The following is a 22,384-nucleotide window of genomic DNA, read 5'->3' as shown; positions in this document are numbered from 1 at the left end:
GCGTCGGCTGCTCGGTCGGCTGCGCTACCAAGTCGGCGGCCCGAGATGACGCCGCACTTCAGCCGCGAATCCGGGTACGCCAGTGCGGTCAAGGAGAACCAGAATCTCCGGCACAGTGTTCGGCACCCGCCGGTAGGAAGCGGCTTGGCGACGGAGCACATCCATGGTCACGCCGGGGTAGAGATCGAGCTGGTCGAGAAGGAAGTCGTCAGGGTGGATCGCCACGGCCGCAGCCAAGACGTGCCGGTCCTTGGGATGGTTCGTCATACCGTCGATGAGTGACTCATAGCCCGTCACCTGGGCGTCGGGGAATGACCGGGCCATCTGCCCGAGCCGCCGGTCGACCCGATCCGGTGGTAGCCCGCGGTCGCCGAGGTTGCGCCGCAGCTCGGCGAAGACATCAGCCGACCACAACGGCCGGTACGCGGAGGCTTCGGCGAGGCGAAGCAACGTGTCGCACAGGTAGGCGGGGTAGAGCACACAGGTGTCGAGAAACGCGGGGAACGCGACCATGGGCGGTGGTCACCTGGACGGCTGGGAGTCAATGGTGATCTCGTACAGCCCGTCATCCTCGGCATCGGTTGCCATCTGGTCGAGGGCGCTGCGGCGCTCGGCTCGGGTGCGCTCAGAGTATTCGAGGATGTCGCGCAGCAGGACGCGCCGGTGCCGGCCACGCATGCTGTGCGGGATCTCACCGTCAGTGAGCAGCCGAACCAGTGTCGGCCGCGAGATGTTGAGCAGGTCAGCCGCTTCCTGGGTCGTCAGCATCGTGTTGTGCGGGGCGATCGAGATGGCCATGCCCTGGGACAGGGCACCGACGACCTCGCGCAGCAGTTCGTAGAGCTCGGCCGGAATGTCGATCTGCGATCCGTCCGGCCCCACCAGCTTCGCTCGCGCTGGGGCCTCAGCGTCGGCCAGACCCCGCGCGAAGCGCACCAGGTCGGCAGGGTCCTCCGGTGGCAGAACAGTTCGTTCACGCAGCGTGCTCGACATGACCTGAGCATACCGCTATTCGAAAAATTCGAAAGCCCAGTACGGTTTGGAACATCCTGCGCGCAGTAGCCGGGCATACGTGCAAGTAGTCCACCCGAACCGAGGCTGCCTCGTTTCGGCAGCGTTTCGGTCGCATTGACAGAACCCATCGCACCCGTCCGCAAGCCATGTGACCTCACCCACTAGCCAGCCCTACAGCCCGAAAAAAAGAGACCTGCCGGTCACAAAAGATTTACATTTCTAAATGATTATCCGCAGCTCAGAGCGGCACAAATCGATGAATGAAGATCATAAGTCCACATGAAGATGACGATTTTCTGAACTCGTAACCCGCGCCGAATATAAATGTTCGACGCGGGTGGGTCGCGCGCCGGCGGATGTTCCTGTTCCCTGGTCTACGGCACCGAATCCACGGCGCTGGATATCGAAGGCTTTCGGGAGCATTCATGACGGCACCGCCAGTTCCGCCGGCCCGGGCAGCTCGCCTGGCATGGCGGCCGCTGCAGCGTTCGACGCGCGTCGCCATCATCGCGGCGCTCGCCGCCACGCTGTTCTATCAGCTCTTCCTGCTCAACCCGGCGTACCGCGGGCCCGGCTGGCTCTGGTTCGCCATGCTGGCCGCCGAAGGCCTGACCGCCCTGCACCTGATCGGCACGTGGTGGACCATCCTGGCCCACGACGACCGGCCCGAATCGGTGGACGCCACGGTCTGGCGCAACCGGCTGCGGGCCGGCGCGGAGGCGCCGTCCATCGACGTCTTCATCACCGCGTACGGCGAGGAGCCGGCGCTGGTCCGGCGCACCATGGTCGCGGCCCGCGACATGGTTCTGCCGCACCGCACGTTCCTGCTCGACGACGGCGACAACGAGGAGCTGCGCGAGATCGCGGACGAGGTGGGTATCGGCTACCTACGCCGCCCGGGCGGCGAGCATGCGAAGGCCGGCAACGTCAACGCCGCGCTGGCCCGTACGAATGGTGAGTTCGTGGTCATCTTCGACGCCGACCATGTGCCCGAGCCGAACTTCCTGCTCAGCGTCCTGCCGCACTTCCACGACCCGGACGTCGCATTCGTCCAGTCCCCGCAGTACTACACGAACAACGTGAATCTGGTCGCCACCGGTTCCGGCGAGGCTCAGCGCATCTTCTACGAGCTCGTCTGCCCGGGCAAGAACCACTTCAACGCCGCGTTCTGCGTAGGTACGAACGTGATGTTCCGCCGGACCGCACTGGACACCATCGGCGGCATCTGGACGGGCAGCAACTCCGAGGACCTCTGGACGTCGATCGAGCTGCACAAGCGCGGCTGGAAGTCGATCTACGTCCCGCAGGTGCTGGCCCGCGGGCTGGCCCCGCAGGACGTCCCCTCGTACCTGAAGCAGCAGCTGCGCTGGGCGGGCGGCGGTTTCGAGGTGTTGCTACGCGGGCGGCTGTTCAGGCGCGGCATCGGCCTGACCATCGACCAGCGACTGCAGTACCTGTTCTGCGGCACGCATTACCTGCTGTCCATGGCGATGCTGACCTTCATGCTGTTCCCGGCGCTCTACCTGCTCTTCGCGCTGAGCCCGATCCGCGCCGACGGCCTCGCCTGGGCCACCCACTACCTGCCGTTCCAGGCGGCCGTGCTGCTGGTCACCTGGCTGCAGTCGGGCGGGTTCAAGCTGTCGGCGATCGTGGCCAGCATCGGCGCGACGCCGGTACATATGCGGGCGCTCGGCGGCGTGCTGGTCGGCCGGCCGGCGAAGTGGAAGGTCACCAACGCCGGCGGCGACGGCACCCGGTCGCTGTGGGCGGTCATGCCGCTCTTCGCCCTGCTCGTCCTGAACGTCACCGCCATCGTGGTCGGTGTGCTGGTGATGGCCGATCCGGCGCCTACCTGGCTCTCCGTCGGCTGGGCTTCCATGATCGTTCTGATCCTCGGCCGGATGATCCTCGAATCGGTCACCGGCGGCCGGATCCGGCACGGCGCCAGACCGCCGGCCGGATCGCCGGAAGTCCCGCGCTCGACGCCCTACGGCGGACCATCCGCCACCCAGCCGCAGCACGTCGCGGCCACTGCCTGACCGGCTTCTGCCCGCCACCATCCGCCGCCTGATCCGGGCCGCACCGCCGAGAGGTGTACCACCATGAGCGCCACGATCGACAATGCCAGAACCTTCGACAACAGCTCGACCACTGTCATTCCGCGTCCCGAACCGGCGGCCCCGACGCCGAAGCGCCGAGGACGCAGTGCGCTGCGAGTCATGCGTACCGGCGTGGTGGTGCTGATCCTGCTGACGGCGGCCGGCGCGGGCGGCACCCACATCGTGCGGCAGCGCCTCGCCGAACGGAACATGGTGGATGCCGGCAAGGCGGTGCTCACCGCGCAGCCGATCACCGTCGGTTCGGCCGATGCCGCCGTCGTCACCGAGATGATGACCACCGAGCGGACGAGCGTCACCGCCGGCGCGGACCTGGCCACCATCACCCTGACCGCGGACGGCGGCGGGCGGCGCGTACAGAAGCTGCAGGCGCCCGCCGCCGGCATCGTCACCAAGATCAACGTGGCGCCCGGGCAGATCGCCCGGGCCGGTGAGCCGATCGTCACCCTGTACGACCCGGCCAAGGTCGTCTTCGCGGTAGACGTGCCGCTCGAGAAGCTCCGCAAGTTCCGGCTCGGGATGACCGCCTACGTGACAGGTCCCGGCCTGTCCAGCCGGATCACCACGACACTGGAGAAGGTCGAGCCCAAGGTCGATGCCGGCCAGCAGGCGAGCGGTGCGGACGAGCTGACCGTCGTGCTGCGGCCGGATCCGGCGGCCCGGGCGACAGTGCGGACGCTGGTGCCGGGGCTGCAGTTCGCCGTCGTCGTCGACACCACCACTGCGACCGGCAGCACCCCTGCCGTGAACAGCGCATGAGCCGCCGCATCCTGGCCATGACGGGGATCGCGGCGCTCACCGCGCTGACCGCGTGCACCTCCACACCGGACGCCGAGCCGGTGGACCGGGTCCCGGCCGCGCCGGCGCGGAACGCCGGCACGGTCATGGAGGACGCCGCCGCGTCGCCGCTCACCGTTCCGGTGGTGACCGGCAGCGGAAGCATCGCCGAGAAGCTGCCGGCCGGGTCCGCCCCGACCAAGGCCCCCACGCAGGCCGGCGACCTCGCGGGCCAGGCGGCGCCGACCAACCAGTGGTGGAGCTCAGCACTGACCGGGCCCCGTACCCAACCGATCTGGACCCACCCGCTGGCCGTGCAGGCCGCCGCCGGCGGCCTGCAGATCAGCGGCGCGCCGCTCACCGCCTCCGCGAATGCCGTGATCACCCCGTTCGTGCCGGCCCTCACCGTCGGCGCTGCCACCGGCGCCGTGAGCGTCGTCGGCTACGGCGCCTTCCACGTCGTCCTGCGCGTCGGGCTCGCCGGTGGCGGCCACGTCGATGTCACCCTCGCGCAGGGCAGCCCGGTGGTGTGGCTGCGCTTCGACGGGGCGGCGCCCACCCTGAACGGCACCTTCCGCGACGTCGGCAGCTCGGCCACCCGGGCCCGGCTCGACATCGCGGGCGCACGCTGGGACGTTCTCGGCACCGATCTGACGCAGGCCGGGACCACCGTCACCGGGTCGGGCGAGCAGCTCGCCGTCGCCCGGGTGCCGGCCGGCGCCGATCAGGCGAGCTGGGAGAAGGCCAGCACCACCGATCCGATCGTGCAGACCACGGCCACCACGGCGTACGACGCCGCGGCCGGCACGGTCAGCCAGACACTCACCGCACGCCGGGCCGCCGGCGGGGCCGGCGCGTGGGCCCTGCTGCCGCACCACCAGGCCGGCCTGGTCGCCGGGCCGGCGCCGCTGGCCGGCTCCTATCCGGACGCCCGGGGAACGATGTCGGTGGTCACGGCCGACGCGGTGCAGGTCAAGACCCCGATGCCGGGGTTGCTCACCGCCGTGCCCGAGGTGCCGCTGAGCAAGGCCGCGCACCAGGCCGTGCTCGCCGACCTGGACCGTGACCTGGCCGATCCGCCCGGCGCGGGCGGCAGCTACTTCGGACTCAAGGAGCTCGGCCGGCTGTCCACCATCGCCGAGGTCGCGGCCGCCGCCGGCGCGGACGCTCAGCGCACGGCGGCGCTCGACCGGCTGCGGCCGCAACTCGTCGACTGGCTGACCCACACCGGACCGTCCGACGGGCGCTATTTCGGCTACGACCCGACCTGGGGTGGGCTGATAGCCGTTCCGGCCGAGTTCGGCGCACAGGACTACAACGACCATCACTTCCAGTACGGCTACCTGGTCCGCGCCGCCGCCGTGCTGGCAACAGCAGATCCCGGATTCGCCCGCGAGTACGGCGACGTGGTCGACCTGATCGTCCGCGACTACGCCGGATCGCTGGCGATCGGCCCGGCGAGCGGGCTGCCCCCGTTTCGGGCCTTCAACGCCTATCTCGGCAGTTCGGCCGCCTCCGGGTTCGCCCCCTTCGCGGACGGCAACAACCAGGAGTCGTCCAGCGAAGCGGTGGCGGCCTGGGAGGCAGTGGCCCGGTGGGGAGTCGTCCGCGACAACGCGGCGATGACCGGGTACGGCATCGCCCACTACGCCCTGGAGGCGGCGACGGCCCGGATGTACTGGCTCGGTGAAGGGCTGACCCGCGAGGCCGGATACGCGCACACCACCGCGGGCATCGTCTGGGACGCCAAAATCGACTATGCGACCTGGTTCGACCCCAAGCCGGAGTCCGTCCTCGGCATCCAGCTGCTGCCGCTGACCGCCGGCGCGTTCTACCGCGGCCCGTCCGCCGCCCGCCAGAAGGAACTGGGCGACAAGCCCGCGGTCTGGGGCAACCTCTTCGCCGCCGACCTCGCCCTGTCCGACCCGGAGGCCGCCCGCCGTCGGCTCGACGCGGGCGTCACCCGAGAGGAGAGCACCAGCCGGGCGATGGTCCGATACTGGGTCGAGGCCCTGGCCGTGCTGGGACCCCCACAGCCGAACGCCCCCGCGCCGGTGGGGTCGCTGGCGTTCGGGCCGACGGACGCTCCCCGAATCCTCCGGGCGCCCGGAGGCTGAGGAACGACGGTCCCGAGCGGAAGGGCGAGGCACCACGCCGCCGGACGGCCGGTCCATGCCCTTGGGCCGGCCGGCGCGCGCCCGCCAGCCGAGTCAGTCCAGCCGGGCCCGGTCGAAACGGTCGATCAGGCTCGGCTTGCGGGCGTGCCGCTCCCGCAGCCGGGTCATCCGCTCGGCGAATTCGAAGATCTCACTCATCCTCGTCCGGGATGGACGGACCTATCGGGATGAGGCTGATGTCGGGAATGACGGCGGCTCGTTCCTCCGCCGTCATTTCGAAGGACAGCATCTCCGCGCCTTCCGGAATCCCGACCCGCGGAAGAAAGATGCCGTCACGACCCACGTCGCACCACATCGTCGCGAAGCCAACCCTGGACTCTGCGCTTCCCGTGTACGTGATGTGCAGGTGCCCTTGATCACCATCCGGACAGCGGACATCGAGCCGGGTGGGCCATGCGTCCCGGATCTTCGTGAAGGCATCGAACCAGGCCTGCCACCTACGGCTGGGATCCGTCATCCCTGCTCCGGGTCGAGCAGGTGTTTCTTCGTCTGCCACCACTGCTCCTCGTATGCGTATGCACGAATCTCATAGGCGGCACGGTCGGCCTCGTTCCACGGGTACTTCATCCCGCCGCGCAGCTCGGTGAGGTGAAATGTCTCGTGCGCCAAGGTCCGCGCCAACTGCTGCTCATTCATGAACGCGTCACGTGCCAGCTTGATCTCGCCGTCCGGCATCGTCACACCATAGAACTCCTTGCCGGGGCCGGACCCGCGCCGAATCTTGTCCAAAGAAAACCGGACGTCCCGCAGATCGATCCCGAACTTCTCCGCGACCGCCAGCACGTTCGCCCTGCTCATCAGGAGCTTCTCGCCGTTACGGACGATACCGTCGCCTTCCCGGAACAGACCGGCCTCGCCCCTCCCGGCGGAGCCACCCGAAGGCGCGCCGCGCCCGGCCGGCACTGCCGTCGGGTCGGTGCGGCTCAGCCGTCCGAGCACTTTCTGGAGGCGGCCGAGAACTGCGACGAGCTCGGTGAGCCTTTCACTGAGGCGCCGCAGGCTGTGCAGGAGCGCCCGGATGAAGTGCTGGATTCGATTCGCCCATTGGGCGACCAGTGAAGCTATCTGTCCCGCGACCACGGGCGTGGCCAGGCCAAGCGTGATGCCCTCCGCCGCCAGCCACTGCGGCAACCGCACCGCCAGCGTCGCCACGAACTGGGCGATCAATTCACGAGCGATCTCCCGAACCATCCCGACCAGGAGACCGGCACCCTCGACCGCGTACGCGATGGCGTTCGTGGCCGTCGCGATCCCCTGGATCGTGGTGAGCTGCTCGGCGGCCTGGGAACGGTACGCATTGGCGGACATACCGATCCAGTCGGCGGTCTGCGCCCGAATCGCGGACGCGTACCGTTGTTGAGCCTCCGAGGTAGCGGCAGACACGTTCTGCCACGTCGCCGCATGCCCGGCAACCTCGTCCGGGTTTCCGGCCAGCCGATCGAGAGCTTCCGTCAACGGGCTGACATGTTCCATCAGCCAGCCGACGCCCCAGGCGAAGAGCGAGCCGAGCGGATCGACCCCCACCGCGAGGGCGTCGAGGCTACCGCCGATTCCGCCGAGCGTGACGTCGACCCAGCTGTTATCCCGTATTCCGTCGGCGACCTGCCGGGCGTCTTCGACCAGCCCCAATCCAGTCGACCAGGTGGTGGAATGGTGCACCTCAGCGACCAGTGGATTGCTCATCGAAGATCACTCACTGGAGCCCACCTCCGCCGACGGCCAGCGCCACGAACCCGCCCGGGTCCGCACGTTGCTTCATTCGACGTTTACCGATATCCAGGTCGGCCGGTTCAGGATCGGAGGCGACTGCCCCGGCATGCTCCCGCAGGACCGCCTGCCGAACATGCGCACGCGAACCGCTCTGCCGGTGTTCCGGGTAGCCCGCGAGCGGACGTTTGACCAGCTCACGCATGAGCAGTCGCGCGCCATCGAGGAACGCGAATCGCGCTTCCCGCTCATGGCGCGTCAACCAGGACCACACCCCGATCGAGATCGTCTCCAAGTGGGGCAACGTCGTCCTCGAGATAGGACAGCGTCTACTCACGCCACCGGCGGCATCGCAGCAGGTCAGGGTTCGCGAACGCTTCTTCCACAAGGCCGAACTCCGCGTAGAAACCGAGTCCGTCCGTCTCGTCGTAGATGATCGCCACCGTTTCCGCGTCGGTCAGATCCGGTGGCAACGTCATCGACACCGAAGAGGGAACCTCCTTCGGTTCCGGACCGAGAACCGCGTCACGACAGTACGTGTTGTAGCCGTCGAGTCGCTCCTGTGCCTGCTCCCCCCGGCACCACCAGCAGATCAGTGCCGAAGAACTCGACGAACCGTGCCCCGTCAGCACGCTGGTGCTCCCATGCCCGAGCCTGCTTCTCCGGATTCCGGAACACCGCCGCCGGCGTACGCAACGACATGTCCAGCGCGAGCTGATAGGCGAAGTCCCGCTCGCTCGCCCGCAGCATCTGCACCGGCCCGCTCAACATCCACTCGTCACCGACCGCCACCAGCCGGGCAATGATGAACGAACGGCGCGGCATCTGCCGGAACACGGCCGGCCCCATGTTCGATCGGACCCGGTACGTCAAATCGTCGACCAGGCCCTCCACCACGAGCGCCAACCCGTCCTTCCGCAGCACCTCGAACGGACCCTGCACCACATCGCGCCAGCCGAGCACCATCTCCCGCTCGGCCTCGGGCAGGTCCGGCCGGCATCAACGAACTGTTCCACCACCGTCCGGCCGTTCGCCGGCCTGTGCTCGAGTACGAAGCAGTCCCAGAGCAGCATCCATCGCTGCTCATCGGCGTCTTCCATGCCGTTGCCGTACTCGGTCAGGAAATCCGATGCAGCCCGGTCGTAGCGTGGCTGCTGAGAGAACGCCACCAACTCGCCCTTGAGGTCACCGGCCCGTCGTAGCAACCCGGCATCAACCACCGACCTATGAGCCGCCAGAACGACATCGTCACGGCGTACCTCATTCGGGTGATCAGTCGATCGGAAACCGAGCGAGGCGTTCGGCGTTGAGTCCCCGCACTGCTCCGTCGACAGCCTCCGGGTCGGTGAGGTCGATACCGCGGGCCGCCAGTTCCGCGGCGATCTGTTTGGCCGGCCCCCACGCCGCCGAGTCGTCGAACGCCTCCTCGAACGCGGGAAGGAACGTGTCGACAGCCTCGACCACCGGACTGATCCATACCGGGTCAACCGCACGGCGTTCCAGGGCATACCGGATCCAGCGCCGTAACACATCCGGCAGCGCGGCACGCTGCTCGGCGTCCAGCGCCGCCTTGCGCGGCAACCAGTCGGCCAGGAACAAGCCGACCTGCCTCGGGCTCCAGCACAGCGCGCCGCTGGTCATGTAACCATCGCCGTAGTCCAGGAACAGATCGGCCAGCGACCTGGCGACCGTGTCGTCGGCCTGCGCGAAGCCGTCCAGCAGCCGTTCCCGTTCCTCATCGCTCGTCGGCTGCCAGTCACGGAAGTCCGGCAGGTACGGCAAGCATCGCGACCAGGCCAGCGCCCGCAAGTCGACGAAGTCCTCGTCATCGTGGCGGGGCCAGATCATGTCCGTGGTCCGCAGAGCATCCGCCAGCTCCGCCAACGCGACATCGACCGGGCACTCGACGGCCGGCATCGGCACCTCACCGGGCTCACGCAGCCGGTCCCAGGTCTCCGCGGCCCCGGGCTGCAGCACCGCCAACTTTTCCAGCAGCACACCGCCGGGGAGGGAGATCTGCGCCATCAACGTGTGCGGCGTCTGCCCGGCGAACTCGACGAACACCACGTGCTCGCTGTCCCAGACATCCACCGCCCGCCACGCCCGAACCGGCTCGAAGGCAGGAACCTCGAACCACTCCGGCGTCGGCTGACTCTCCGACAAGATCTCCAAGGTGCCATCCAGCAGCAACCACTCGTCCGGAGCGGCGACACGGCGCAGCGCCGCCACCGCGGCCAGCCCGCGCGGCGACGGCCGGGTCGACGCCCGCCCCGCCACCTCCAGGTGGAAGATCTTCTCCGGCTCACGCTCGCCCGGCCCCGCGGCCGACCACGCCGAGCCGAGCCACCCACTGGCCCACCGCTCGACGTCAAGCGCACTGTCCTCGGACACGATCGTCACCGCGTCACGCATCAACCGATCCGACAACCGCAACTCATGCACCGGGCGCTGCGGGCGCCTCGGCTTACCTCGTCCCGCGGGACGACCACGACTCTTGGGCATGTACCCGTCTACCACATCGAGCCCGGCACCAGGCTCGAGCGACCCGCGGTTCGCGGTTCGCCACGTTCGACGAGCATGAACACGCAGGCGAAGCATGAAGTGGGCCGGGCGTTGCACCCATGCGAACCACCCCACATGACTGGGTCGGCACGCCCGGCACATCACTCTTGGCGGGCACGACATGCCCGGCTGGCGCGCCAGCATTGCTGTCAAATTTCGCCATCGAGGGAGGACCCATGGCGGCGCTCAGCATCAGAGAACTCGACGATGCGGTGAAGCCTTCATGATCCCTGGCAGCCGGCCAACTGATCATTACACGAACGCTCTACGACGAGACCCATCAGTGCCCTGACTTCATCGGTACTCCGGCTCGCGTCCATCCTTCAGGTCCCCAGCTTCAGCGGGACGCCGCCATGCGGATAGCGTTCGCGGATGGACTCGCAGCCCTTCCCGGTGGATGCTCCTCTCGATGTCGCCGACGCGGCACGCCTGGCCCGCAGCTGCCTGATGGCCGAGCAAGCCTGCGCGCTGGCGAAGTGGGTGGGCCGTCCCGGTCGGACGGTGACGGCCGGCCGGGTGGTACGTCGTGCTGATGTCGCTGCCGCCGGAACCGTGGTGGGAGTTCCGGTGCCGGACAGGGTGCGCACGGCAGCGGATGTGCCCGCCCTGCACCGGCCATGGAGTTTCGCCCTCGGCTCAGGACTGTTGAAGATCAGCGGCTCGGTCGCTGCGGCCGGGCCGGCACTGGAACAGGGGTCCTCATCGACGGACACCGAAGCCCTGGACGCGTGGTGGGCCGGGTTCCGGGCCGTGTGCACGGCCGAGTCCGACACCCGGCACGAAGGAAGCGTGATCACCTTGGCGCTCGCGTTCTTGGAGGCTGTGACCATGCCGGACGGCGCGGACCCGAACAGCCTCTGGCCCAGGGTGGTCGCGATCATCGAGCGGCGCGAGGAGAACGAGGACCCGCTGGGATTGGGATACGTCGGTTCGCTCACCCAGTATGCGGATTACGAGACCCGTGATCCGTTCGCCGGTCTGGTAGACCTGCTCCGGCGGCTCGGCGCGGTGACCGGCCACAACAGCACGACCGCTGCGGTGACCGCGCTGGGCCGGTGGTCGCTGGCCAAGGCTCAGGCCGACCGCCCGCGCACCGTCACCCTCGACATGCCGGCCGATGCCGTAGTCGAGTTGCTGGCCGACCATGTGCGCCGCGGCACGGACCCGTGGCCGGCGGCTTGGCAATGGATCGAGTACCGACGCCCGGCCGACGCGGCCCGAGAACTGCTGACCGCAGCCGCGGATCTGTCGGCAGCGGCCCGGATCGGGGCCGGCGACGTGGCCGACAGCCTGGGCGACGAGGCACTGGCCGCGTGGCAGGCGGTGGCGCATCTGCCGAACCTCGGCGCGCATGCCCGGGTGTCCCTGACCGCCATTGCGGATGACGAGCCGCGCATCGCGCCCGCCGACGCCCGGTGGCTTGCGGTCGAGTTCGCCACGGCCGCCCTGGACGGGATCGGTCCGGACGAGGCGCTGACCGTGCTGTTCGACCGCCTCCCCGGAGAAAGCCTGGAAGCCCGCGTGAACGTGGCGGCGGGCGTCGATCACCCAGACGCCGCCCGCGTCGCCGCCGCGGTACGCGAATTCCTGGACTCGGGCGCTGTCCCATCGATCGACCAGATGTACCAGCTCAAGGTGGGGCTGATGCGCTGGCGCCCACCGATCTGGCGGCGGATCCTGGTGCCCTCCACGATCACGCTCGGTGACCTGCATGCGGTCATCCAGATCCTGTTCGGCTGGGACGGCGACCACCTGCACCAGTTCGAGGCCGGCGGCAAACGGTACAGCGACCCGTTCTTCGACCTGGGCGGCGACGAGAAAGACGAATCCGGCGTACGGCTACGGGACGTGCTCGCCACGGCGGCCAAGAAGATCCGCTACGAGTACGACTTCGGTGCGAGCTGGTGGCATGAGATCACCCTGGAACGGACCACCGAACGCGACCCCGGTATCACGTACCCCCTGTGTACCGGCTTCTCCGGTGACTCCCCCGTCGAGTATTGGTCCGAGGACGACCCGCAAGAGCCCGAGCCGTTCGACCTCGCCGAAACCAACCGGCGCCTCGCCAAACTCAACAGCACCGACGACGAAGACCGGTGACGGCGTACGACAGAGTCGAAGGCTGATCCGTAACTCGGGATCGCCCTCCGCCTGGTTCGCACAGTTCACCTGGTCCTCTGCGAATGCCATGCTCATCGGCGGGCTGGGCCGGGCGTTGCACACGCGAACCGCCCCATCATCGTTCCGGGCTACCCGCTACGTGGACGTTTGGCCAGCTCACGACCTAGAAGGGCGGTGGTGGAAACGCGCTGATAGTCGATCACCGGTTCGCGCTATCGTGGCCACATGGCCGAATCTCGCACGGTAACTGTGCCGGTCGTCGTGGAGCTCGACGAGGATGGCGTGTGGTGCGCCCACGCGCAACTGCGTCCGGGCGTGGGAGCGCACGGCGAAGGCGACACCGAGGAAGCCGCGCTGGAGGACCTCCGCGAGGCACTGGCTGGTCTCATCGAGGAATTCGGCGTTCCCCGAGAACTTTCCGTGACCGTCACTGCCTGATGCCGCCTCTTCCCGCTGTCTCCGGCTCTCGCATCGTGCGCGCTTTGGAACGGCACGGATTCAAGGTGGCAAGGGTTGCTGGCAGCCATCACGTCATGCGTCATTCCGACGGGCGGGGCACCACGGTTCCCGTACACGGCAACCGTGACATCGCCAAGGGCACCCTGCGGGGCATCCTCAGCGATGTCAGCATGACGATCGACCAACTCGCACCCTGAGCGTCCTGCCTGATGGTTCTTCATGCGGGCAAACGTGACTCGAAACGCCGCTACGGCTTGACGAAGCCCAGTGCGCGGTAGCCGGGCATACGACGCCGCAGCGAAACGGCAAGGATCGGCGTTGCCGGGTCGTGGTAGTCGTGCACCTCCGCGAGGTCCTTGCCGGGTGCCGCGCGGATGACTCGGCCGGCGCACTGGATCAGCAGACCGTCGAAGGAGATGGGCCCGGCCAGGAACAGAGTGTCGAGTACGGGTGCGTCGAAACCTTCGCCGATGAACGGCGTGGTGCCGATGACGAGGATCCCGTCGCCGACCTTCGCCTCGGCGAGCCGGTCGACTGCAGCACGCCGATCCGCAGTGGTCATTCCACCCTGTAACAGGAGTGCTTGATGTCCGCGATCCGCGAGGAGCGAAGCCAGAGTTTCGACGTGGGCGACCCGGCGGGTCAGCACGAGACAGTTCCGCCCCTTGGCGAGGGCAGCCGCGATGTCGTCGACGATCTGGCTGTTTCGTGCTTCATCCCCGATCAGGGAGCGGTGCACGGCCGCCAGTGCGCCCGGTGACGACAGGTCCTCCTCATCAGCCCGGAACTGGGTCTCGTGCACGAACAACAGGCGTCGCGGGCCGGTCTCTTCCTGCCAGACGGCGGCGAGGGTATCCGGGTCCTCGGCGGTCACGGTGTACCGAATAGGGCCGAGCTGGCAGGTCACGAGTTCCCCTAGCCCGTCACGGCGGGTCGGTGTCGCGGTGAGCCCGAGCCAGAACTGCGCGCCGATCCGCTTGACCGCATGGTCGTACGCGGCGGCAGCAAGGTGGTGACATTCGTCGACGATCACGTGCCCGTACCCGGCGGTGAGGTCCGCGACGTCGGCACGCCGGGCCAGCGAGGGCAGCATCGCAACATCCACCACACCAGTGAGCCTGCGCCGGCCGCCGCCGATCTGCCCCGGTCGTACGCCGAGGAACTGCTCTATGCGCGATCGCCACTGTTCGGCCAACGCTTTGCGATCGACGAGAATCAGGGCCGAGGTGGCGCGTTCGGCGATCATCGCGCAGGCCATGACGGTCTTGCCGGAGCCCGGTGGAGCCACCAGCATGCCGTCGTCGTGGGCGAGCATCGCACTCACCCCGGCGCTCTGCCTGGTGGTCAGCTCGCCGGTGAAAGCGACCTCGATCTCCCTGCCGGCATCCCGCGTATCCGTGATCACCAGCCGGGATCCGGCCTCCTCGACTATTCTTCCGACAGCGTGCCGCAACCCGCGCGGCAGGACCAGGCGACCGTCCAACGTGATGTCGTACCCACGAAGAAACCGCGGCGTGTCCCAGGTTGACTTGCGAAGCCGCTGCAACTCGTAGAACTTCGGATTGGCCAGCGAGGCCGCGTGCTTGAACGTGGCCAGCGCGGCCGCCGGCAGTTGCGAGATGTCGATACTCAGTCCCGCCGCGAGATCTGCCTGCACCGTCATCGGCAATGGCGGGTGGACTTTCGTTGCGTCCGACCTGCTCATCTTCGCCACACCGGCGCCCACAACGGCCTGTTTGGCACGGCGGGCGATTTTTTCCGCGTCGCCGGGGCTGAGCCGGTCGAGGACCGACAGGAAAGCCCACTGGTCCTCGTACGGTTCCAGGGTCGCAAGGTCGAGGAAGAGCGTGAGACCGTCCTTGCGGCGCTGGCCCTGCAGCGGGGCCGCTATCAGGTTTCCAAGTCCTCCGTCAGGCAGGACATCCTGGTTCGGGAACAGCCGGTCGTACGAGCGCAGATCCATCGAGCCGCGCAGCACCATGGCCTCGTGCAGGAGGACCGTCCCGATTGCCCGGGCCGTGGCAGCTGGAATCGGGTGGGTGAAGAAGATCCAGGCGTGCGCCCCGCGTCCCGACTGGGAGATCTCCAAGGCCGCCGGGATACCGCTGGCTCGGGCAGCTTTGCAATAGGCCAGCGCATCGAGCATCGCGGTGCTGCCGTCGAAGTCCGCGGCCAGGAATTGGCAGGTGTTATCGGTGAGCAGCGGATACAGGCCCATGAACACATCACCGACCAGATGGGCGGCAACCACCTCCGCGGTGAGCGGCAGATAGGCCGCCGTGCGCCGGTCCATTCCCTTGCGCCAGCCACCCGCCACTGCGGGAGACCAGCCCGCTGTTCCGAGCCGGTTGTTCTCCCATCGCTTCGCATAGGCATCCCGCCGCGCCCGGAACAGGTTGGCATAGAAGGCCAACTTCTCGCGCACCGGCGACGCCATCATGACCGGTCCCGGCGTGGCTATCGCGGCGAGCTGCTCCGGAGCCGGAGCGGTGTCCTGGCCGCGCAGCCCCAGCAAACGCGACAGCCGGTGGTTCTCCGACCGTAACCGCTCCAGCTCACGACGCAGCCGAGCGAACTCGCCGTCAGTCACCGCGTCAACGGACACCACCGGCCAATCTTCACACGCCGGCCGCCGCAAGCCCGACAGCCGACTCAGTCAAGCCGGGCCCGGTCGAAACGGTCGATCAGGCTCGGCTTCCGCGCATGACGCTCCCGCAGTCGCGTCATCTGCTCCGCGAACTCGAAGATCTCACCCTCCCGTACCGCCAGCGTTTGAAGATCTGAAAGCAGTGCCACCGCCGTGTCGTAGTCCTTCGGGCGTTTCGTTGCGATCAACTCGTCCACCTGGTTCCACGTGCGGACCGGGTCACAGGCCAACTCGTCCAGACGCTGCTCGCGGGCCGCGGCCGCCGCTTCCGCACGACGCTGACGCTCGGCCGCCTCCCGCTCCCGCTCTTGCTGCTGCCGCGCCGCCCATCGTTCCTCAGCAGCGGCGAGCAGGTCCCCTGCGGTCCGTCCTCCGCCGGCGAGCGACTCCTCCCGCACACCGTGAAACTGCCGCAGCAACTCCGACCGCAGCAACCAGGCATCCCCGCGCAGCACCCGCAGCAGCACCTCGTCCTTGTCCGCCGTCGGCAGGGCCTTCACCCATCGCCGTAGGTCGGCGGCGGAGGGCTCCTTCTCGATCAACGGCCGGCTCACCGCCGCCACGTCCAGCAGATCAGGATCCAGACGAAGGAAATCGGCCAAGGCCCGCAACGGCCCGCTCAGCTTCGCCAGCCCGGCCGGGACCGGAGGCTCCGGCTCTTCATCAGTCAACTCACGGTTCTGCACACACAGCAGCCAAGCCAGATACAGCAGCCGCCGATCACCGCCGGCCAGCTCGGCCCGGACCGGCACGATCGCCGCGAGCCGCCCTTCCTCGTCCCACCACTCTTCGTCGCCGTCCTCGTCCTCACTACGAAGATCGAGGATCACATGGGTACGGGTCGCCCAGGAAGCTGCCGAATCGCCGACACAGAAATCCTCCACCGTTTCCGGGTCCAGCACCGCTCGGGGCAGTCTCAGCATGATCCGCCGCGTACCCCAGTTCGCCAGATACAGATGCGCGTCGAAATACCGCTCCATCCACTTGGCCGGATCAGCCTTGAGATCGCCCCACTGATAGTCGTTGACGAAACTCGACGACGTGATCCGCCCCCGCGACGACACCGCACGCAACTCACCCTGCTGCTTCGCCGTCAAAGTCTCGTCAAGCGCCACGAACTCGTAGTACTGGTACTCGCTCACTGTGCGCCCGCCCACCACCGGTACGCCTCGATCCACTGCGCACCATCCGGCGCTGGATCCGGCAACGGAAGGTCCAGAATCCCGATCGCCTGCCGCAACCGGCCACGGTGGCAGATCGCGACGATCCCCGACGAGCGCAGATCCACCTTTCGGACCACCACCGGCACGCCGAGAACCTCGGTCTCGAACGGCACCGCCAGATCGCCCTCAATCATGGCAAACAGGCCACTGAGCTGCTCATGCTCGTCGTAGCAGTCCACAACCGCCTCGGCGACCAAGGCATCGAGCTCGGCATCACTGAGCGAAGACACCCGCGCAGGATAGAGAACCACCTCCGGCGCTTCTCCAGCAGCCGACGACAGCGAACCACCAAGCTGTCATTCGCATGCAAGATCAACGCCGGCCGGACGTTGCACCACGCGAACCGCCCCATCAACATCCCAGGAAACCCGCTATCAGTACGTTTGACCAGCTCACGCGGCGTTGGGACACGCGCTGATCGTTGGCGATGGCCAAGCGGGCGCCGGGCGGTCCTCTCCGGACGAAATCGCCAGGTACGCAGGATGCGTCAGGTCCGAATCCGGGAGGGAGAGCGCCGGGCTGATGAACCGCGTCCCGGCCCCGCGTCGGCGATTCCTCGGCAACGAGACCTGATCGCCTCTCACTGTCGCCAGGCCTTCAAGAACGTCGCGAAATTCCCGCCTCGACGCCGACACGATCAACCGTCACACTGACCATGTCATGTCCGGCCAGAAAGGATGCCTCATGGTTCCCCGTACCAAGTCGGGAAGCACCGACCAGGCGACGGCCATCCGCGAACGACGACTTTCCCTCAGCCTCAGCATCGAAGAAGCCGCAGCGAAGGCAGGAATCGGCGCGAAGTCATGGAGCCGCTATGAAGCCGGAGGCGCCATCCGCCACGACAAGGTCCGTGGTGTCTGCCGAGCCCTGGGATGGAGCAAGCTGCCAGGTGCAGAGGCAGAGGCCGATCCCGACAACGCTGACATCGATTGGCTAGAGAAGATCGACCGCAGCCACGAGGCGTGGTCTGAGGCACTCAGCGAACTCAACGGCCGGACGTGTGCGATCGGATTCGCGGTCGGGAGTGATCTCGTCTACGACCACATCGCCGACGACCTCAGCGCCCTCGCCAGCGAGCCCCGCGGAACACATGTGGGTCAACTCGCGGCGTCCTGGCTGGACGAAGACCTGCCGCCGCAGTTCCTGCCCCGATACGACTACGAGTTCGTTTACGGGCTGAAGGCTGCGGTGGTCAGGCTCCGCCGACGGTTTGCTCATGGAGACCTCGTTGCCCACACCGTCCTGGAGGAACTAGCTCTCTACCTCATCTTCCGACAGGCCGAAATGCTCGCCGACATGGCACCTGACCTGTTCGAAGACGACGGAGACGACTGGCATGAATGGCTGGCGGAAGTCCTGGGCGACCTCGATATCGAACTCCTGCTGTTCACACGCGACTTGGCGCTGACCCCGGACGTCACCTACCACTTCGACCACTGGAACGAAATGCAGTTCTACGTGGGCGAAGGCACCAAGGCGGACACTCCGGCGCAGCGAAACGAACCGTGACGCAGTCGCCTCACGTCACCACGTGACGTGGAGCAGGCGGTCGGTTCGGTGCGCCGGGCATGATCGCACCGCGCAGCACGGTTGCGCCCCGCCGAGCCTGCCCAACGTCATCCACCCGCCAGATCGCCAGCTTCGACGTTGGCGGCCAGGCAGCCGGAGGATGCCCAGCCAGGCCTCCCACCGTGACCGGGCCATCCCCCGCGCCCACCGTAACGTGGGTCTGGGGGTCGCCCCCAGGCAGACAAAGGTGGGCCGGACGATGCACCATGCGAACCGCCCAACCGTCGTCACCGGCGACCCATTGCCGGGACGTTCGAACAGCTCAAGAGGCATAAGGGCGATCCGATGACCCGGCTTACGGCCGCCGTCGGCAGCCTCGACGTGCTGAGTTACCGAGCCCGGATGGGCGAAGATGGCGTCGCACTCCAGCTGCGAACCTGGGTACGCCGGCTTCATTCCAGCAGGACCAGGATCTCCGGCGCTCGCCGATATGAAGTTGCCTGGTGACAAGCACCTCCATGATCACTCCGGGGTAAAGATCGAGCTGATTCACGAGTAAATCGTCGGGATGAATCGCCGCAATCTCGTAGGGCTTGAGCGCTGGCTTGGGGAGTCGCCTAACGGAGGAGCGGACACCGATGGACCCTCAAGTCCACTATGGTGTCTTGGAGGGAACGGCGCGTACCGCGAGCGTCACCCAGTCCTGCGTAAGCACGCCGGCACTGCACACGAGATGCGGAGAGGGTCTCGCCGATGGAGGCTGCGGAGTTGGCCCGGGTCGATCAAACCCTTCGGCAGTTGTGTGCCGATCATGAGCTGCAATGGGTAGTACAGGCAGTGGACGCCGCCATCGCCGAGGGCCACGCCCAATCGGTTACCGAGGGCAGCAGTAGCCACTACCGGCGACGCAGCGGCTCCCCATACGGGTACGGAATACGCTCGGACGAGCGCAGCAGGATCGAACCCGAGATCGTAGAGCGGCCGTATACGGGTGAGGAACGAGTCTTGCTACTGCTCGACGCGATGCTCGCGGTCTACCGCGATTTGCCGAACCTTCGCACCGAGACGGTACGCGTACTCACCGACGGCTTCCAGGGAAGGGTCGCGGTCCCCGAACAGATCGTCACAGCCCTCGACGAAGACGATGAGGAAGCCGTCATCTCCTGGCGGTCCGAAACCGCCGTCGATGCGCAGAACCGGCAGCGGGTCATCGGCTCCCTGATCACCTTGCGGCAGGCGGTGGTGCCGGAGTGACTGATCCCATCGGTGACCTGCTTACCGAACTGGCAAGCGCCATGCAGGGTGTGACCACCCCATTCACTCACGCCGATGAGGCGGATAGGATCTACGAGGGCTATCTGTTCGCACAGGTGATCGCGACCGCAGCCGAATGTGGTGGGCGGGTGATATACGAGGACTGCTACGAGAAAGAGGTGCAGAATCTCGTTCTACGAGGGGCACCTGGCGTCATCCACGCCCGGCGGCGGTCGTTCACGCATGCCGTCCTGTACTTTGGTGCCGCTCGACCGGTTGAGGTTCATCTTCGAGTCAAGGTCCAGTGGAAGAACTTCGACGGCGAGTCGGACGTTTTGCTCATCGACACGAAGGCGGCCCGTGAGAGCCGGGACAAGCAGCAACTGCCGAAGCCGTCCGGCTGCGTACTGACGATCGAGGGCAAGTACTACCCGCTCGGTGTACCTCGCGACGAAGCCATCAAATACGTCGGCATGCGGAAAAGCTTCCCGCCGTCAATGGCAAGTCTTTTCGTGAGCAACACGTTCTCAACGCACGCGAACAAGTGCCTCAGCCACGCCAAGCGACTGCCGTTCCAGTTCGCTGCGATGCCGGAAACCCGGTTCCAGACGTATGTTCGCGCGCAGATCAGAGAAGTGTTGAAGGCGTGGGTGGCCGGCTTTGATTTCGGCCACCAGGTCTAACCCTAGACTGGTGCCCGCCCGAGACCTCATATCTCGTATTCGCGCTTGATGCCGATGCTGCTTCCTGCCGAGAGACGCTGGAAACACCCGCCGACGTCGTCAAACTCAGGCTACTGATGACATCGATTCGGGTCGAAACATCAGTGTCCAGATCACCGCTCTCGGTGATCTCGCATGATGGGCGCGGTACCTCCGCCCAAAGCTGTCTCACCCGCCGTTCGCCGTGTACGGTGACCCGTCTACGAGCGAGGCAAGATCGACCGGTCCGCCCTCGGCAACGATGACCTCGCCGCCGACGCGGTTCGCGCAATGCTTTATTCCACCCGCGCATATGCCCAGGTCAAGTGTTATGTGGCCCGGACGACGCACTGTGCGAACCTCCCGGCCACCGTCACCGGCGGCCCGTTGCCGGGACGCTTGACCCGCTCACGGGCAGTACGACGACCCGAGGCGTTGGGCGCGTAACTGGTCATGGAGCCTTTTCCAACCTGATCTTGCAGGTCAGTCCCGGTCGCTGGGGGTCGGTGATCGATGAGGGCGAGGCTCCAGGTAGGACAGCAAATCGACCAAAACCCGATGCCCCGACCGGGAGCCTCGCCATGCTGTCTTACCCGTCCACGATCTCGTTGTCCAGCCGGACCCTGAACCACCTCGCCGACCGCATCCGCGGCCATCGCCAGCAGCGCAAATCCCGATGGCGGCGGCTGAACCCCGGTCGCCAGGCGCTGCTGGCCCTGGCCCATCTGCGCAACGGTGACACCTACACCCGCCTCGCCGCCGGCTTCGAGATCGGCATCGCGACCGCTTGGCGTTACGTCCAAGAGGCAATCGCCCTGCTCAGTACGGTGGTCGAGGACTTGGCCACGGCCATGCGGCGCATCCGGCAGCTGGCATACGCGATCCTGGACGGCACCCTGATCCCGATCGACCGGGTCGCCGACCAGAAGCCGTACTACTCCGGCAAGCACAAGCGTCACGGCGTGAACGTGCAGGTCATCGCCGACGCGTTCGGACGCCTGGTGTGGGCCTCGGCCGCGCTGCCCGGCGCCACCCACGACCTGACCGCCGCCCGCACCCACGGCATCATCGACGCGCTGACCAGCGCAGACGTCCTGACTTTCGCCGATAAGGGTTATCAAGGTGCCCGCGGTAGCGTGCGCACCCCATTCAAGCGGCGCCGCTTTCCGGCCGAAGCTGTCACGCCGGCAGAAGGCGGTCAACCGAGCGCACGCGAAGATCCGCGCCCTCGGCGAGCGGGCGATCGCCACCCTCAAGACTTGGAGGATCCTCGTCAAGCTGCGTTGCTGTCCACGCCGAGCAACCGCGATCCTGCAGGCCATCCCGTTCTGCACCACGTCGAAGCCAACCGCTACGCAGGATGAAAAAGCCTCATGGTTAGCGATTTAGGATGCCCTGCAGGGCGGCTCGGGCGGTGGCTTCCTGCTCGATCGCGTAGCCCCGGTCCAGGCATCGTCGCGCGAAGGCGCCGACCTCGTCCGAACGTTGCGCAAGCTGCCACAGATGAGTACGGCTATGGCTGTTGAAGGGTCGCCCCTCGTCGTGTTGGACCGTGCCGACGTCCACGACGTGGACGGTGGTTCCGGGTGGCATGTGATCGTGGATGCGTGCGGTGATGCGGACACCACCGAGGTCGGCGTCCGCGCAAATGACGACTTCGGAGATCTGCCCCGCCGCTTGGGTGATCATCGACACGACGGCTGCGGGCGGCTGCCCGTGGCACCAGATGACCGGCAAGTCGGGCCGGGTGTCACAGACCGTTTCGGCCGCCTGCCGGTTCTCCACTACCAGCAGGACACCGTCCTGCCCGGTGACGGCCAATCGCGGAAGCGCGTGGGGGCTCAGCCGGATGTCATGCGGGCCAGGCATCGCCGACAGGTCGAGGACGGAGCCGCCGGTCGTGTACAGCAGGATCGGACCGCCGAGCCCTATGTACGGGTTACGGGCCACCCCGAGCGCGATGAGTGTCTCGTGGTCGAAGCCCATTGCGGCGAGCAAATGATGCACATCGTCGCGGGCCTTAGAGCCTGTTGGTTTTTGGGGTTGGCTGCTCGTGGGCAGTGGCTGGTGATTCGGTTCGGGTGGGTGGTGGGCTGCCGCTGGGGCGGCCCGTAGG

Annotated in this window: 21 protein-coding genes and 1 pseudogene; 10 read left to right on the top strand and 12 right to left on the bottom strand. The window is 67.2% G+C overall.

The features are described 5' to 3' along the window. Nucleotides 1-24 precede the first annotated feature (24 nt). Nucleotides 25-513, bottom strand: coding sequence for a PIN domain-containing protein (locus AB0F72_RS38640; RefSeq protein WP_360442958.1), 489 nt, complete (start codon nucleotides 511-513; stop codon nucleotides 25-27). Between the two features lie 9 nt (nucleotides 514-522). Beyond that, nucleotides 523-993: a helix-turn-helix domain-containing protein gene (locus tag AB0F72_RS38635; protein ID WP_360442955.1), complete on the bottom strand. Its 471-nt coding sequence runs from the start codon at nucleotides 991-993 to the stop codon at nucleotides 523-525. A gap of 446 nt (nucleotides 994-1,439) precedes the next feature. On the opposite strand from AB0F72_RS38635, the gene AB0F72_RS38630 reads away from it, so the two are divergent. From AB0F72_RS38630 to AB0F72_RS38620, 3 genes are all read left to right on the top strand, one after another. After that, nucleotides 1,440-3,053 (top strand): glycosyltransferase family 2 protein, encoded by a 1,614-nt coding sequence (locus AB0F72_RS38630; protein ID WP_360442952.1) that lies wholly within the window; start codon nucleotides 1,440-1,442, stop codon nucleotides 3,051-3,053. Between the two features lie 63 nt (nucleotides 3,054-3,116). Then, a complete protein-coding gene (locus AB0F72_RS38625; protein ID WP_360442949.1) occupies nucleotides 3,117-3,890 on the top strand; it encodes an HlyD family efflux transporter periplasmic adaptor subunit in 774 nt (257 codons plus the stop codon). After that, complete coding sequence (locus AB0F72_RS38620) at nucleotides 3,887-6,025, top strand: glycosyl hydrolase (protein ID WP_360442946.1); 2,139 nt, start codon at nucleotides 3,887-3,889, stop codon at nucleotides 6,023-6,025. Before AB0F72_RS38625 ends, AB0F72_RS38620 begins: the two co-directional genes overlap by 4 nt. Nucleotides 6,026-6,215: 190 nt before the next feature. Here the strand turns inward: AB0F72_RS38620 and AB0F72_RS38615 are convergent, their stop codons facing one another. The 6 genes from AB0F72_RS38615 to AB0F72_RS38590 form a co-directional block, all read right to left on the bottom strand. Then, on the bottom strand, nucleotides 6,216-6,542 hold the full coding sequence (locus AB0F72_RS38615; protein ID WP_360442943.1) for a hypothetical protein: 327 nt from the start codon (nucleotides 6,540-6,542) through the stop codon (nucleotides 6,216-6,218). Beyond that, complete coding sequence (locus AB0F72_RS38610; RefSeq protein ID WP_360442940.1) at nucleotides 6,539-7,768, bottom strand: hypothetical protein; 1,230 nt, start codon at nucleotides 7,766-7,768, stop codon at nucleotides 6,539-6,541. The genes AB0F72_RS38615 and AB0F72_RS38610 overlap by 4 nt, the downstream gene beginning before the upstream one ends. A gap of 10 nt (nucleotides 7,769-7,778) precedes the next feature. After that, nucleotides 7,779-8,087 carry a hypothetical protein gene (locus AB0F72_RS38605; RefSeq protein WP_360442937.1) on the bottom strand — a complete coding sequence of 103 codons (309 nt, stop codon included), beginning with the start codon at nucleotides 8,085-8,087 and terminating at the stop codon, nucleotides 7,779-7,781. A 34-nt stretch (nucleotides 8,088-8,121) separates the two neighbouring features. After that, the gene (locus tag AB0F72_RS38600; protein ID WP_360442934.1) at nucleotides 8,122-8,277 is read right to left on the bottom strand and encodes a hypothetical protein; all 156 of its coding nucleotides are present in this window, start codon (nucleotides 8,275-8,277) and stop codon (nucleotides 8,122-8,124) included. A gap of 40 nt (nucleotides 8,278-8,317) precedes the next feature. Continuing rightward, nucleotides 8,318-8,758 (bottom strand): hypothetical protein, encoded by a 441-nt coding sequence (locus AB0F72_RS38595; protein ID WP_360442931.1) that lies wholly within the window; start codon nucleotides 8,756-8,758, stop codon nucleotides 8,318-8,320. A gap of 306 nt (nucleotides 8,759-9,064) precedes the next feature. Continuing rightward, nucleotides 9,065-10,204 carry a hypothetical protein gene (locus AB0F72_RS38590; RefSeq protein WP_360442928.1) on the bottom strand — a complete coding sequence of 380 codons (1,140 nt, stop codon included), beginning with the start codon at nucleotides 10,202-10,204 and terminating at the stop codon, nucleotides 9,065-9,067. Nucleotides 10,205-10,726: 522 nt separating this feature from the next. On the opposite strand from AB0F72_RS38590, the gene AB0F72_RS38585 reads away from it, so the two are divergent. The 3 genes from AB0F72_RS38585 to AB0F72_RS38575 all read left to right on the top strand — a co-directional run bounded on the left by AB0F72_RS38585 (nucleotide 10,727) and on the right by AB0F72_RS38575 (nucleotide 13,131). Then, the gene (locus AB0F72_RS38585; RefSeq protein WP_360442925.1) at nucleotides 10,727-12,454 is read left to right on the top strand and encodes a plasmid pRiA4b ORF-3 family protein; all 1,728 of its coding nucleotides are present in this window, start codon (nucleotides 10,727-10,729) and stop codon (nucleotides 12,452-12,454) included. Nucleotides 12,455-12,700: 246 nt separating this feature from the next. After that, on the top strand, nucleotides 12,701-12,913 hold the full coding sequence (locus AB0F72_RS38580; protein ID WP_360442922.1) for a hypothetical protein: 213 nt from the start codon (nucleotides 12,701-12,703) through the stop codon (nucleotides 12,911-12,913). Beyond that, nucleotides 12,913-13,131: a type II toxin-antitoxin system HicA family toxin gene (locus AB0F72_RS38575; protein ID WP_360442919.1), complete on the top strand. Its 219-nt coding sequence runs from the start codon at nucleotides 12,913-12,915 to the stop codon at nucleotides 13,129-13,131. Before AB0F72_RS38580 ends, AB0F72_RS38575 begins: the two co-directional genes overlap by 1 nt. A 50-nt stretch (nucleotides 13,132-13,181) precedes the next feature. Here AB0F72_RS38575 and AB0F72_RS38570 read toward each other — a convergent pair whose 3' ends face one another. From AB0F72_RS38570 to AB0F72_RS38560, 3 genes are read right to left on the bottom strand one after another with little or no spacing between them, the layout of a single operon-like run. Continuing rightward, nucleotides 13,182-15,542 (bottom strand): DEAD/DEAH box helicase family protein, encoded by a 2,361-nt coding sequence (locus tag AB0F72_RS38570; RefSeq protein WP_360442916.1) that lies wholly within the window; start codon nucleotides 15,540-15,542, stop codon nucleotides 13,182-13,184. 44 nt (nucleotides 15,543-15,586) lie between these two features. Beyond that, a complete protein-coding gene (locus AB0F72_RS38565; protein ID WP_360442913.1) occupies nucleotides 15,587-16,723 on the bottom strand; it encodes a hypothetical protein in 1,137 nt (378 codons plus the stop codon). Next, nucleotides 16,720-17,034, bottom strand: coding sequence for a hypothetical protein (locus tag AB0F72_RS38560; RefSeq protein WP_360442910.1), 315 nt, complete (start codon nucleotides 17,032-17,034; stop codon nucleotides 16,720-16,722). The genes AB0F72_RS38565 and AB0F72_RS38560 overlap by 4 nt, the downstream gene beginning before the upstream one ends. 454 nt (nucleotides 17,035-17,488) lie before the next feature. Between AB0F72_RS38560 and AB0F72_RS38555 the strand changes: the two genes are divergently transcribed. The 4 genes and pseudogenes from AB0F72_RS38555 to AB0F72_RS38540 all read left to right on the top strand — a co-directional run bounded on the left by AB0F72_RS38555 (nucleotide 17,489) and on the right by AB0F72_RS38540 (nucleotide 21,657). Continuing rightward, nucleotides 17,489-18,313: a hypothetical protein gene (locus AB0F72_RS38555; protein WP_360442907.1), complete on the top strand. Its 825-nt coding sequence runs from the start codon at nucleotides 17,489-17,491 to the stop codon at nucleotides 18,311-18,313. 753 nt (nucleotides 18,314-19,066) lie between these two features. Next, entirely contained in the window at nucleotides 19,067-19,567 is a 501-nt protein-coding gene (locus AB0F72_RS38550; RefSeq protein WP_360442904.1) for a hypothetical protein, read from the top strand. Continuing rightward, nucleotides 19,564-20,250, top strand: a complete 687-nt coding sequence (locus AB0F72_RS38545; RefSeq protein ID WP_360442901.1) for a hypothetical protein — start codon at nucleotides 19,564-19,566, stop codon at nucleotides 20,248-20,250. The genes AB0F72_RS38550 and AB0F72_RS38545 overlap by 4 nt, the downstream gene beginning before the upstream one ends. Nucleotides 20,251-20,912: 662 nt before the next feature. Continuing rightward, nucleotides 20,913-21,657 (top strand): annotated as a pseudogene (locus AB0F72_RS38540) (transposase family protein). Here AB0F72_RS38540 and AB0F72_RS38535 read toward each other — a convergent pair. Then, nucleotides 21,646-22,254 carry a DUF2399 domain-containing protein gene (locus tag AB0F72_RS38535; protein ID WP_360442897.1) on the bottom strand — a complete coding sequence of 203 codons (609 nt, stop codon included), beginning with the start codon at nucleotides 22,252-22,254 and terminating at the stop codon, nucleotides 21,646-21,648. The pseudogene AB0F72_RS38540 and the gene AB0F72_RS38535 sit on opposite strands and share 12 nt — an antisense overlap. Nucleotides 22,255-22,384: the final 130 nt, after the last annotated feature.

The organism is Actinoplanes sp. NPDC023936, from assembly GCF_040639325.1.
Classification (GTDB): Bacteria; Actinomycetota; Actinomycetes; order Mycobacteriales; family Micromonosporaceae; genus Actinoplanes.
This window is presented reverse-complemented; position numbering and strand designations above follow the sequence as displayed.